Here is a 12,658-nt window from a genome sequence, read left to right as displayed (position 1 = left end):
ACTTTGCCGCTTTTGCAAAGTGAGCCGCCGTCAGGGCGGAACCCTAAGTGGCCGTTACCGCAGCAATGGATATGTACACAATCGAGCTGTGTCGCCTGTCAGGCCGCTATCGCAGGCAAGCCAGCTCCCACACTACCTAGGGATTCTTCACATCCACCAGACTCATCAACCCCGCCAACGGAAAGTCCCCCTCAAGCTGCGCCAAACTGGCCGTGTACATCGGCTGCGGCTGACGCTGATGCCCATGCTGCAGAAAACTGATCAGGCTGCCCACCAACGGTTGGTGGCTGACCAACAGCACGTCGTCATCGGTATCGAGTTTCTCCAGCACCTGTCGAACATCCCCATCGGGCGTCAGCCACGGCACCGTACGAATCTCGGGCTCAAACCCCAGCACATCGCGCACCAACTGCGCCGTCTGCTGCGCCCGTACATAAGGGCTGGCAATAATGGCGCCCAAGGGCTGGCCAATCAGGTGCGCAGCACTGCGCAAGACTTCGGCACGCCCATGTTCGGTGAGGTTGCGCTCGGCGTCCGTGCGCGCATGCGCTTGGGCCTCACCGTGACGCAGAATCCATACCTTCATAGCTTCGGCTCTTCATCACGCACCGGGTGCGGTGCCGGCGGTACGCTGTGGGCCGCTTCACCTTCGGGCGCACGCGGGGTTGGCCAATCGGCGAACGGCCAAGGCTTTTGTTCGGTGTGAAAGCTGCCAAAGCGGCCGATCTGCGCCAGGAACTGGCTGAGGCTGTCGCCAAAATTCATCAGGCCCAGGTTCGGTGCGCCGTAGACCAGCCGGTAAATCAATTGCACCACCACCAGCGCGCCGAGCAGGAATTGCGCCACCTGCCATACCAGCGCAAACACCAGCATCCACAGGATGCGCAAGACAATCGACTCGTAAGGAGGGGCAGCTTTGGGATCGTTCATCACGCGTTCCTCAGTTGAAACCACTGGTGGAAATAAAATCGACATCGGTCTTGGGCTCGGCCCGCATCAGCAACTCGATGACCTGGTTCAAGGTGCGCCCTTCGAACAGGATCGCGTGCAGCCCGGCGACCAGCGGCATATATACGCCCACTTCCTGGGCCTTGGCCTTCAAGACCTTGAGGGTGTTGACCCCTTCGGCCACTTCGCCCAGACGGGTCACCGCCTCGTCCAGGCTCAGCCCTTGGCCCAAGGCAAACCCGACCTGATAGTTGCGGCTTTTAGGCGATGAGCAGGTGACGATCAAGTCACCCACGCCCGCCAGGCCGAGGAAGGTCATGGGGTTGGCACCCTGGTTCACCGCAAAACGGGTCATCTCGGCCAGGGCCCGGGTGATCAGCATGCTTTTGGTGTTTTCACCCATGCCCAGGGCCACGGCCATACCGGCAATGATCGCGTAGACGTTTTTCAACGCCCCGCCCAATTCGACGCCGAAGCGATCGCCGCTGGCGTAGACCCGGAAGGTACGGCCATGCAGCACCGCCTGGACGCGCTCGCACAAGGCTTCGTCTTCACTGGCAACCACGGTGGCGGTCAATGCGTGCTCGGCAACTTCCCGCGCCAGGTTCGGCCCGGACAGCACGCCAATGCGCGCCTGGGGGGCGATTTCGGTGAGAATTTCACTCATCAACTTGAAAGTGTGGGCCTCGATGCCCTTGGTCAGGCTGACCAGCAGCTTGCCGGCCAGGCGTTCGGCGTGGGGCGCCAATACCGAGCGCAAGGCGCTGGAAGGCAGCGCGACGAAGCACAGATCGCAGGCCGTGAGGGTTTCCAGCAGGTCGGTCACCGGCTCGACGGCAGGATGAATCTTGATACCTTTAAGGTAACGGGGGTTTTCGCGATGCACGCGAATGGCTTCGGCCTGCTCGGGGTCGCGCATCCACTGGCGCACCGCGTGGCCGTTCTCGGCCAGCAGGTTAGCCACGGCGGTACCAAAACTTCCGCCTCCCAGGACCGCAATAGGGCGCTGTTCAGTCATATGCAATCCGTTAATCCATACCAGTGGCGATGGCGGCATTATACGGGGCGCCCGGCTTGCGGCCAGCCCCCGTATCAATTCGCGGGGTTGTCGGAAAATGCCATGGAGGTGCGAAGTAATTGCAAGTCCTACGACTGGCAAATAGCCGCGCCTCGGTTAACATGGGCGGCTATCCGCAATTAACAAGGCCGTGCCGTGTATCTAGGCCCCCCTCCTCGCTCATCACTGTTATTGATGCTGGCGTGCGCTACCTGCGCGCAAGCCGACGATCTATTCCTCGACAGCCAGCCGCTGCCGCAGGTCTTGACCGCCACGCGCCTCAAGCAATCGGCCGCCGCCGTGCCCGGCAGCATGACGGTGATCGACAGTGAGCTGATCAAGGCCAGCGGCGCCCGGGACATCTCGGAACTGCTGCGGCTGGTCCCGGGGATGATGGTCGGCTACACCAGCGGTAACCAGGCCTCAGTGAATTACCACGGTACCAGCGCCAGCGATGCACGGCGCATGCAGGTGCTGATCGATGGGCGCTCGGTCTACCGCGCCGGCCTGGCCACGGTGGATTGGAGCGATATCCCGGTGGCCATGGAAGATATCGAGCGCATCGAGGTGTTTCGCGGCCCCAACACGGTCAGCTACGGTGCCAATGCACTGATGGCAGTGGTGAATATCCTCACCCGCTCGCCGGCCAACAGCCACGGCTCGCGGGTAAAGGTCATCCGTGGCGAGCGTGGCATCAATGACTTCTATGCCAGCCAGGGTGTGGGCTGGGAGACCGGCGATTTGCGCTTGTCCCTGTCCGGGCAACAGGACAATGGTTTTGACAGCGACGCGGCCGGCGCCGACCGCCGTGACGGGCGTCGTCTCAACCGTTTCAGCCTGGCGGTGAGCCAGACCTTGAACGCGCAACAAAGCCTCGACTGGCAACTGAACGTCAAGGAAGGCACCAACCAACGCCCGTACACCTACACCCCAGTGTTTGCCGGGATTACCGAAGGCGGCAGCAATTCCGACGTCACCGCCAAAGACTACGCGGGCTCCCTGCGCTGGAACTTTGACTTCAACCCCGATCACAGCCTGTATATCCAGGGCTCGGCACAGCAATGGGACCGCAAGCAAATCTGGAAAGCCTGTGACGCCAAGGTCTCGTTCAGCCCTGAATTGACCCAGCTATGGCAGCTCAACCCCAACTATGCCGAATTGCTGGCGCGGCACATGGACACTTACAGCCAAGGCTCCGCCCCACCGGGTAACGCCGCCGAGCAGGCCTTGGCCAACCAGGTGCTGGACCAGTGGCGCAACGGCGCCAACCAGAGCGTATGCGGCGATATCGACCAGAGCACCCGTGAAAGCCGCTACGACCTGGAGATCCAGGACACGCTCAGCCTCTCCGACAGCCTGCGCCTGGTCAGCGGCATGAATTACCGCTACGACCGCGCCGATTCCGAGACTTACTTCAATGGCACCCTGGACGACACCACTTGGCGCCTGTTCGGCCACCTGGAATGGCGCGCCAGCGAACACTGGCTGCTGCAAGGTGGCGCCATGTATGAAGACACCCACCTGAGCGGCAACTCGCTGACGCCGCGCGTGGCGGTCAATTACCTGATCAACCCGCGCCACGGCTTGCGCGCGGTTTACTCCGAGGCGATCCGCTCGCCGGACATGTTCGAGAACAACGTCAACTGGAGCTATCGCGTCACCAATCTCAGCTCCCCGACCTATGGGCAGAACGCCAGGCAATATTTTGTCGTGACACGCGGCCCTGGCAACCTCGACAAAGAGTTGATGCGTTCACGCGAGCTGGGCTACAACGGCTTCTTTGCCGACCTGGGCCTGAATGTCGACGTGAAGCTGTTCTATGACGAAATCACCGACATGATCAGTTCGCCGCTGCGCAACAACCAATACATCGCCAGCAACGCCAACAGTGCGCGCTTTAGCGGTGCCGAGTCGCAGTTCGACTGGCGCGTGAGTAACACCGACCGCCTGCGCCTGACCTACGCTTATGTAGACGCCACCTCCAGCAACCCGCTGGACAAGGCGCAAACCGCGCGTAACAGCGGCTCGGCCGGTTGGCTGCGTGAATGGGGCCAGGGTTGGTCCAGCGCCTTGTTCTACTATGGCGACGACGCGCTCAACCAATATCGCTTCCAGCGGGTCGACCTGCGGGTGGCCAAGCGCATTGCCGTAGGCAAAACCAATGTGGAGCTGGCGGGCATGTTGCAACAACGCCTGGACAACCAGCCCACCACCTGGGCCGACAACAACTACGACCATCGCCACGTTCTCTACTTCAGCGCCGAGCTGGACTTCTGACATGGCCGATCAGTCACGGATGACCCTCTTCTTGGTTTCACGGTTTTGGCGCCGCGGTCTGCTGCTCGCGTGCCTGTTGCTGGCGGCACCGGCGTGGAGCGCCAACATCCTGCTGACGGCCGCCGAAGACAGCGCCGGCGTGCGCGCCTTTACCCAGGCTCTTGCCCAGCAGCGCCCCGACGATCTGGTCAGCTTCACCCCCCTCAACGCGTTGCCAGCGCCCAGCGACTTGCCCGCCAGCACCCGCCTGATCCTCCTCGACCTGCCCGGCCTCGACTGGCGCCTGCAGGATACCCAGGGGCCACCCACCCTGGTGCTGCGCATCAGCCGCCTGCAGGCCCGGCAACGTCTGGGCAATACGCATCCGGCTAAAGTCAGCCTGCTTTGGAGCGACCCGCCGCTGGACCGTCAGTTACGCCTGATCGCCAATATCCTGCCCCAGGCCCAGCGCGTTGGCGTGCTTTACGATGCAGGCAGTGAGTTCCTACTGCGCGAACTGACTCAGTCCGCCAAGCCCATGGGTCTGGAGATCGTGCCCCAGCTCTGGGAGAACACCAGTGACAGCCGCCCGCTGCAAAACCTGTTCAAGAACAGCGACGTGCTACTGGGCCTGGACGACCCAAACCTGTACAACCCCAAAACCGTAAAAAACCTGTTACTGAGCAGCTATGCCCAGCAATTGCCGTTGGTGGGGCCCAACGCCGGGTTCGTGCGGGCCGGCAGCCTGGCCAGCACCTACAGCGATCAGGCCGACTGGCTCGCCGTGCTGGACCACCTGCTGAACCAGCCGCCGGCCAATTGGCCGCACACGCTCTACCCGCAACACTTCAAAGTCGTAGGCAACCCGCAAGTGGCGCGCTCACTGGGCATCGAACACGTCGATGAAGTCGCCGTTGCCGCCCGCCTGGCCGAAGGAGAAAAACGCCCATGACCTTGCGTCGTCGTTGGGATATCAACACCCGCACCCAGCTCATTACCCTGGGCCCCGCGCTGCTGTTGACCCTGCTGCTCATCACTTTCTTTACCTTCGTGCGCATCCAGGATTTGCGCCAGGAGCTGGACCACACCGGTCAATTGATCGCCAACCAGCTGGCGCCTGCCACTGAGTACGGCGTGATTTCCGGCAACAACGATGTGCTTGAAACCCTGCTGCGTGCGACCTTGGCTACCCCCCATGTGCGCTTCCTCGAGATCCAGGACAGCGCCGAGAACATCCTGGTGTACGTGGAGCAGCCGTCCGAGCGACACGACCGCTCGCTGTCGGTGAAGGTGTTCCAGGCACCGATCCGCCTGCAACACATCCAGCTCAACAATGACTTTTTCCAGGACAACCTCAACGAACCCAAGGCCCCCCGCGCGGACTACCTGGGGCGGGTGATCGTGGGTATGTCCAACGATGCGTTCAGCCAGCGCCAGCAGGAAATCCTGTTCAAGGCCGGGGTGCTGGCGCTGTTTGCCCTGCTGTTTACTTTCCTGCTGGCGCGACGCTTGTCGGCGAGCCTGTCAAAACCGATCAGCGCCATGGGGCATGCGGTCAAGGCCATCCAGCAAGGCGACTACAAAACGCCACTGCCCATCGTCGATGACTCGGAATTGGGCGACCTTTCGCGGCATATCAACAACCTGGCCGAGGGCCTTCAACAGGCCAGTCGCGAACAACAGCAAGCCATGGCCCAGCTGATCCAGACCCGTGAAGAAGCCGAGCAGGCGAACAACGCCAAGTCGGATTTTCTGGCGATGATGAGCCACGAACTGCGCACGCCCATGAATGGCGTGCTGGGCATGCTGCAACTGTTGGAAACCACGCAGATGACCGAGGAGCAGACCGAGTACGCGGCGCTGGCGTCCGAGTCCACCGAGCATTTGCTCAAAGTGATCAATGACATCCTCGACTTCTCGCGCATTGAACGCGCCGCCCTGGAACTGGAACACATTGCGTTCAACCTCGCCGACCTTATCAACAGCTGCGCCCAGGCTTTCCAGCACAGCGCCCAGCAGCGCGGGCTGAGCCTGGAACTGCCGATTCCCATGGGCATGGAGGCCCTGCGCGTGCGCGGCGATCCGACACGGATCCGCCAGATCCTGGTGAACCTGATCGGCAACGCACTGAAATTTACCGAACGTGGCAGCGTGACCGTCGAGCCCCACTGGCAAACCCTGGACCATGAGCTGGTGTGGTTCACTTGCACCGTGCGCGACAGCGGCATCGGTATTTCTACCGAACGCCTGGAATTGATGTTCGATGCGTTCCAACAGGCCGACAGTTCGATTTCCAGGCGTTACGGTGGCACGGGCCTGGGCCTGCCGATTGCGCGCACCCTGGCCGAGCGCATGGGAGGTACCTTGCGCGCCCAGAGCGAAGAGGGTCGAGGCTCGGTGTTCACCTTGGAAATTCCCCTGGCCATCGACCAGCAGCATGTGCCGGTGGCCGCTCCTGACGCGCTCGGCAAAGCCAGCGCCGGCGACGGGCGCCACGTGCTGCTGGTGGAAGACAACCCGGTCAACCGCACCGTGGTCGAAGCGATGCTGCGCAGCCTGGGCTTTGAAGTCAGCCTGGCCACGGACGGCGCCGAGGCGATCCGCAGCGCCGAGAGCCTGATCTTCACCGCCATCCTGATGGATTGCCGCCTGCCCTTGATCGATGGCTACGAAGCCACGCGGCAGATTCGCCAACTGCCCGGCTGCGCCGATCTGCCGATCATCGCCCTGACGGCCAACGCCTTGCAGGGCGACCGCGAAGCCTGCCTGGCAGCCGGAATGAACGATTACCTGGCCAAGCCGTTCAAACGCACGGATTTGCAGCAAATCCTACAGCGCTGGGTACAGTAGCGCCGCGCCATCAGCCAACTGCGACTGGCGTGAAAGACGAAAGTGCGGCAGTCTTAGGCACCCGAACGGGCCGATAAACAGGCCCGGTTTAAAATTTCAGTGAACAAGTGTACATTCAGTGCCTTGCCGCTGTGACTTTCACTACAACGCAATAGTCTATGTGTAGGCTGCCGCTATGAGGCATGAACGCTTCATTCGGTTCGGGAAGATTTGCCCTACCCTGCCGCATGGGATTATTGAGGAGCTCGCATGACCAAACAAAACGCCTTTACTCGGGAAGACCTGCTGCGCTGCAGTCGCGGTGAGCTGTTCGGCCCAGGTAACGCGCAACTGCCCGCCCCGAACATGCTGATGGTGGATCGCATCACCCATATCAGCGAAGAGGGTGGCAAGTACGGCAAAGGTGAATTGGTCGCCGAGCTGGATATCACCCCTGACCTGTGGTTCTTCGCGTGCCACTTCGAAGGCGACCCTGTGATGCCAGGCTGCCTGGGCCTTGACGCCATGTGGCAGCTGGTCGGTTTCTACCTGGGCTGGCAAGGCCTCCCGGGCCGCGGTCGCGCCCTGGGTTCGGGCGAAGTGAAGTTCTTTGGCCAGGTACTGCCGAGCGCCAAGAAAGTCACCTATAACATTCAAATCAAGCGCGTCCTCAAGGGCAAGCTGAACCTGGCCATCGCCGACGGTTCGGTGACTGTCGACGGTCGCGAGATCTATACTGCCGAAGGCCTTCGGGTCGGCGTATTCACTTCCACTGACAACTTTTAAGGGTTATCCGCATGCGCCGCGTCGTTATCACTGGTCTGGGCATCGTTTCTTGCCTGGGCAATGACAAAGAGACCGTCACCGCTAACCTGCGTGCAAGTCGCCCTGGCATCCGCTTCAACCCGGAATATGCCGAAATGGGTCTGCGTAGCCAGGTTTCCGGCTCCATTGACCTGCCCCTCGAAGAACTGATCGATCGCAAGATCTATCGCTTCGTCGGCCACGCTGCCGCCTACGCCTACCTGGCCATGAAAGACGCGATCGCCGACTCCGGCCTGAGCGAAGACCAGGTTTCGAACGTACGCACCGGCCTGATCGCCGGCTCCGGCGGCGCATCGACCCTCAACCAGATGGAAGCGCTGGACATCCTGCGCGAAAAAGGCGTGAAGCGCGTCGGCCCGTACCGTGTCACGCGGACCATGGGCAGCACCGTTTCCGCCTGCCTGGCCACGCCGTTCGCCATCAAGGGTGTGAACTACTCGATCTCCTCCGCCTGCGCCACCAGCGCCCACTGCATCGGGACTGCCGTTGAGCAGATCCAACTGGGCAAGCAGGACATCGTGTTTGCCGGCGGCGGTGAAGAAGAGCATTGGAGCCAGTCGTTCCTGTTCGACGCCATGGGTGCATTGTCCACCCAGTACAACGAAACCCCGGAAAAAGCCTCCCGCGCCTACGACGCCAAGCGTGACGGTTTCGTCATCGCCGGCGGTGGTGGCATGGTGGTGGTCGAGGAGCTGGAACACGCCCTGGCCCGTGGCGCCAAGATCTACGCAGAAATCGTTGGCTACGGCGCGACGTCCGACGGCTACGACATGGTTGCGCCAAGCGGTGAAGGCGCCATCCGCTGCATGCAGATGGCAATGTCCACCGTCGACACCCCAATCGACTACCTCAACACCCACGGCACCTCGACCCCGGTCGGCGATGCCAAGGAAATGGAAGGCGTACGTGCGGTATTCGGCGACAAGGCTCCGAAGATCAGCTCCACCAAGAGCCTGTCGGGTCACTCCCTGGGCGCCGCTGGCGTTCACGAAGCAATCTACTGCCTGCTGATGATGGAAGGTAACTTCATGGCCGGCTCGGCCAACATCGACGAAATTGATCCGGTTGTGGCCGATATGCCGATCCTGACCAAGACCGTTGAAAACGCCAAGATCGACACCGTGATGAGCAACAGCTTCGGCTTCGGTGGCACCAATGCCACCCTGGTACTGAAGCGCTGGCAGGGCAAGTAAGCCCCGCAGGTTGATCACATGAAAAAGCCCCGACTGGTTCGGGGCTTTTTTGTGGGCTACAGGAAAGACCGAGTCGCCTGCTTCGCGAGCAAGCCCGCTCCCACATTCGACCGAGTGCTTCCTGAACAAATACGGTCAAGTGTGGGAGCTGGCTTGCCTGCGAATGGGCCAACCCGGTTCCCCGCCCTACACCGAAAACCGCGCCACCATCGAATTCAGATCCACCGCCAACCGCGACAGCTCCTGGCTCGCCGCATTGGTCTGGTTAGCCCCAGTCGACGTCTGATGCGCCAGGTCGCGGATATTCATCAGGTTGCGATCCACCTCTCGGGCCACCGCCGCCTGCTCCTCCGAGGCACTGGCAATCACCAGGTTGCGTTCGTTGATCAACGTAAATGCCGAGGCAATCTCTTCCAGGGCCATGCCCGCCGATTTCGCGATGTCCAACGTGGAGCGAGCCCGCGTGTTGCTCTGCTGCATCGAGCTGACGGCCAGGTCGGTGCCCTGCTGAATGCCGCTGATCATCTGTTCGATTTCCTGGGTCGACTGTTGCGTGCGATGGGCCAAGGCCCGCACCTCATCGGCCACCACCGCAAACCCGCGCCCGGCATCCCCGGCTCGCGCCGCTTCAATTGCCGCGTTCAGGGCCAGCAAGTTGGTTTGCTCGGCAATCGAGCGAATCACGTCCAGCACTGTGCTGATGCCATAGACCTTTTGCGCCAACTCCTCGACCTGGGTCACATTGGCGGTCACATCGGTCGCCAGGGCTTCAATCGACACCACCGTCTGCTGCACCTGTTCACGCCCTTGCTGGGCAATCCGGTCAGATTCGCGAGATGCCTGGGAAGTGGCCACGGCATTGCTCGCCACCTCCTCCACCGCCGCCGTCATCTGATTGACTGCCGTGGCCGCCTGTTCGATTTCCTGGTTCTGCTGGTGCAAACCACGGGTCGCATCCTCGGTAACGCAACTGAGCTCTTCGGACGCGGACGCCAATTGGTTCGACGACTCTGATATGCGCCGGATAGTGTCGCGCAGGCTCTCCTGCATGCGCTTGAGCGCCTGCTGCAAGCGCGCCGGCTCGTCGCTGCCACTGAGCCTGATCTCGCCGGTCAAGTCGCCACTGGCAACGCCCTGGGCCACTTTCAACGATTGCGCCAGCGGCAGCACGATGCTGCGTGTCAGCCACACCGCCAGGCCGATCGTGATCAACGCCGTGACGCCAATCATGCCCATCACCCAGACCCGCGACTGGCTGAACACCTGCTGTGCCAGCCGAGCAGCCTCATTGGCGCTGGACTTGTTCAGATTGACCAATTCACGCAACGTGACGGCCATCTGGTCGGCAATCTGATTCATTTCGCCATTGACCACCCCAATGGCCTCCTCCAGCCGATTGGCCTTGGATAAGCCCACCACCTGCTCCTGGCGTTGCAGGTACTGTTGCTCCTCGACCTTGAAGCGATCAAACAGCACGCGCTCCTCAGGCAAGACGATCAACGCCTCGTACACGCCTTCAGCGTGGTGCAAACCGGTTTTGATCTCGGCGATTTTCTGCTCGTTCTGCGCCACCGCCTGGGGGTCGCGGTTGACCAGCAAGCGCAACGTCAGCGCCCGAATGCGCAACACATCCTGGTTCATCTCCCCTACTGCCATCACGCTGGGCAGCCAGTTGGTCTCCACCTGGTCCGACTGCTGGCGCATATTGGCCATCTGCAACAGGGCAAAGCCGCCCAGGACGAACACCATCAACGCCAGCACACCAAAGCCCAGACCGGCGCGAGGGGCGATATTCAAACTGCGGATATTCATGCCAGGGTTCCTTCCAAAAGTGCTGCATCCACCTGCAGCGGGTCTCTTGGACGTTATCGGCACCTCAGGTCATTGGCATAAGACCAAAACGCGATATCAACGCGCGTCGCCATCGCGACGCGGCTTGGGCAGGATGGCCAGGAAGTTGTCGCGCGCGACCTTGTGGGCAACGTCTTCGGGCAACGCATCGAGGAAAGGATCGAAGCGGCGCATTTCCTTGCCCAACTTGTTGAAGCGCCCGACGACGTCGGAGCCGAGCATGAACCGATCCGGGAAGCGCTTCACCAGCGCCACCCATTGCGGCCGTGGCTGGCCAGCGTCATCCAGCAGATAGGGCGTGAGCATGCTCCAGGACAGGTCGATATACAGGTTGGGGTAAGCCTCAAGCAGGCGCGTCAGGGTAGGCAACAAAAAATCCATTTGCACCTGATGACGGTGGATTTCCTTGCTGGTACCCGCATGCGCCCAGATAAAACGCGTGTGCGGGTGGTTGCGTAACGGCTGCTCGACTTCCGCCAGGTACAGTGGGTTGCGCTCACGTTTGGAGGTGATGTTGGAGTGCAGCATCACTGGCAGGTCATTTTCGGCCGCCAGATGATAGATGCGCGTCATGGCTTCGTTATTGGCACGCGGTGTATCGCCGGAAGTCAGCGCGGTAAGGTCATCGTGGCGGGTGAACACTTCACCGATGCCCTGCCACAGCCCAGGGTTGAGGTCGAGCATGCGCTGGATGTGGGCCGCAGAGTTCTTGTCGTTGGGATTGAAACCGGCCAGGAACGGGTGAAAGTGCTGGCGTTGCTCGGGGGAAAGTTTATTGATCGCCGCCGCGACGATCACATCCGTGGCGCTGTACCAGTAGGCATCGGCGTCGTCACCGGCGTAGTAGCGCGGGCGCTTGGGTTCATCTTCGTGCCATTTCTTGGCCACAGGAATCCCGGAAATCATGACATGCTCAATGCGGTTGTCCGCCATGGCCTTGAGTAGCTTGTCCATGCCGGCGGTTTCCTGGAAAAAATCCACGTAATGCAGGTGCGCGTCGCTGTAGGCATAGTCACGGGCCTGCGCGGCAAGGCTGCTGGCGGCGAGCAACAAGGCAAGACTCAGGCGAGCTCCAGACACGGTAAAACCTCAATAAGGGCGGATACGGGTAGACCTTGCGCCAGCCTTCGGGGTTCAGCATTGAAAAAACCGGAACACTGGAGTGCCAGCATGCTCTATAACTGCATGACCTTCATCCTGCGCCCTTACGAGGTTTGCCATGCCTGTTACCGTCAATACGCTGAACGCTGAAAACTTCCGTCACAGCGTGAATATCAATAATCACGAGCTGTTTACTGACCTGCCCAAGAGCCTGGGCGGTGACGACTCAGCCCCCTCTCCCCACGATTATTTCGATGCTGCGCTGGCGTCGTGCAAAGCCTTGACCGTAAGGCTCTACGCGCAGAAAAAAGATATCCCGCTGACCGGCGTGACCGTGGAGGTCACCCACGACAGCACTGAGGAGCAGAAGGGTAAATACAAGCTCAACGTCAAGCTGACCCTCAAGGGCGTACTCACCGATGCCCAGCGCGATGAACTGCACCGCGTCGCCGATAAGTGCCCGGTACACAAGCTGATGACCACTGCCGAAGTCACCATCGAAACGAAATTGTCGGAAGGCGCCTTCAGCCAATAGCCCCAACTTCCCACCGAGCGGGTTATGCTTGATCGCATCCAACCCGCTCAGACTGGGATGCCC

General features: G+C 61.1%; 11 protein-coding genes. 6 read left to right on the top strand and 5 right to left on the bottom strand.

What is annotated here, in order from left to right:
• Positions 1 to 136: 136 nt before the first annotated feature.
• From sixA to DK871_RS19825, 3 genes are read right to left on the bottom strand one after another with little or no spacing between them, the layout of a single operon-like run.
• The gene (gene sixA / locus DK871_RS19835) at positions 137 to 586 is read right to left on the bottom strand and encodes a phosphohistidine phosphatase SixA (protein ID WP_161906368.1); all 450 of its coding nucleotides are present in this window, start codon (positions 584 to 586) and stop codon (positions 137 to 139) included.
• Positions 583 to 933 carry a DUF4389 domain-containing protein gene (locus DK871_RS19830; protein ID WP_175570661.1) on the bottom strand — a complete coding sequence of 117 codons (351 nt, stop codon included), beginning with the start codon at positions 931 to 933 and terminating at the stop codon, positions 583 to 585. The genes sixA and DK871_RS19830 overlap by 4 nt, the downstream gene beginning before the upstream one ends.
• 7 nt (positions 934 to 940) lie before the next feature.
• Complete coding sequence (locus tag DK871_RS19825; protein WP_003190045.1) at positions 941 to 1,966, bottom strand: NAD(P)H-dependent glycerol-3-phosphate dehydrogenase; 1,026 nt, start codon at positions 1,964 to 1,966, stop codon at positions 941 to 943.
• A 195-nt stretch (positions 1,967 to 2,161) separates the two neighbouring features.
• On the opposite strand from DK871_RS19825, the gene DK871_RS19820 reads away from it, so the two are divergent.
• The 5 genes from DK871_RS19820 to fabB all read left to right on the top strand — a co-directional run bounded on the left by DK871_RS19820 (position 2,162) and on the right by fabB (position 9,108).
• Complete coding sequence (locus DK871_RS19820; RefSeq protein WP_161906367.1) at positions 2,162 to 4,282, top strand: TonB-dependent receptor domain-containing protein; 2,121 nt, start codon at positions 2,162 to 2,164, stop codon at positions 4,280 to 4,282.
• 1 nt (position 4,283) lies between these two features.
• On the top strand, positions 4,284 to 5,213 hold the full coding sequence (locus tag DK871_RS19815; protein ID WP_161906366.1) for an ABC transporter substrate-binding protein: 930 nt from the start codon (positions 4,284 to 4,286) through the stop codon (positions 5,211 to 5,213).
• The gene (locus DK871_RS19810) at positions 5,210 to 7,111 is read left to right on the top strand and encodes an ATP-binding protein (protein ID WP_161906365.1); all 1,902 of its coding nucleotides are present in this window, start codon (positions 5,210 to 5,212) and stop codon (positions 7,109 to 7,111) included. The genes DK871_RS19815 and DK871_RS19810 overlap by 4 nt, the downstream gene beginning before the upstream one ends.
• 249 nt (positions 7,112 to 7,360) lie before the next feature.
• Complete coding sequence (gene fabA / locus DK871_RS19805; RefSeq protein ID WP_003190035.1) at positions 7,361 to 7,876, top strand: 3-hydroxyacyl-[acyl-carrier-protein] dehydratase FabA; 516 nt, start codon at positions 7,361 to 7,363, stop codon at positions 7,874 to 7,876.
• A gap of 11 nt (positions 7,877 to 7,887) precedes the next feature.
• Positions 7,888 to 9,108, top strand: coding sequence for a beta-ketoacyl-ACP synthase I (gene fabB / locus DK871_RS19800; RefSeq protein WP_112194333.1), 1,221 nt, complete (start codon positions 7,888 to 7,890; stop codon positions 9,106 to 9,108).
• A gap of 186 nt (positions 9,109 to 9,294) precedes the next feature.
• Here the strand turns inward: fabB and DK871_RS19795 are convergent, their stop codons facing one another.
• Both DK871_RS19795 and DK871_RS19790 read right to left on the bottom strand, forming a co-directional pair.
• A complete protein-coding gene (locus DK871_RS19795) occupies positions 9,295 to 10,920 on the bottom strand; it encodes a methyl-accepting chemotaxis protein (RefSeq protein ID WP_161906364.1) in 1,626 nt (541 codons plus the stop codon).
• 96 nt (positions 10,921 to 11,016) lie between these two features.
• Entirely contained in the window at positions 11,017 to 12,039 is a 1,023-nt protein-coding gene (locus DK871_RS19790) for an amidohydrolase family protein (RefSeq protein WP_161906363.1), read from the bottom strand.
• Between the two features lie 139 nt (positions 12,040 to 12,178).
• Between DK871_RS19790 and DK871_RS19785 the strand changes: the two genes are divergently transcribed.
• Entirely contained in the window at positions 12,179 to 12,595 is a 417-nt protein-coding gene (locus tag DK871_RS19785; protein WP_003190027.1) for an OsmC family protein, read from the top strand.
• Positions 12,596 to 12,658 lie beyond the last annotated feature (63 nt).

Source organism: Pseudomonas sp. L13, from assembly GCF_009935965.1.
Lineage (GTDB): Bacteria > Pseudomonadota > Gammaproteobacteria > Pseudomonadales > Pseudomonadaceae > Aquipseudomonas > Aquipseudomonas lactis.
The sequence above is the reverse complement of the archived record's forward strand: the minus strand, read 5'-3'. Positions and strand labels throughout refer to the sequence as shown.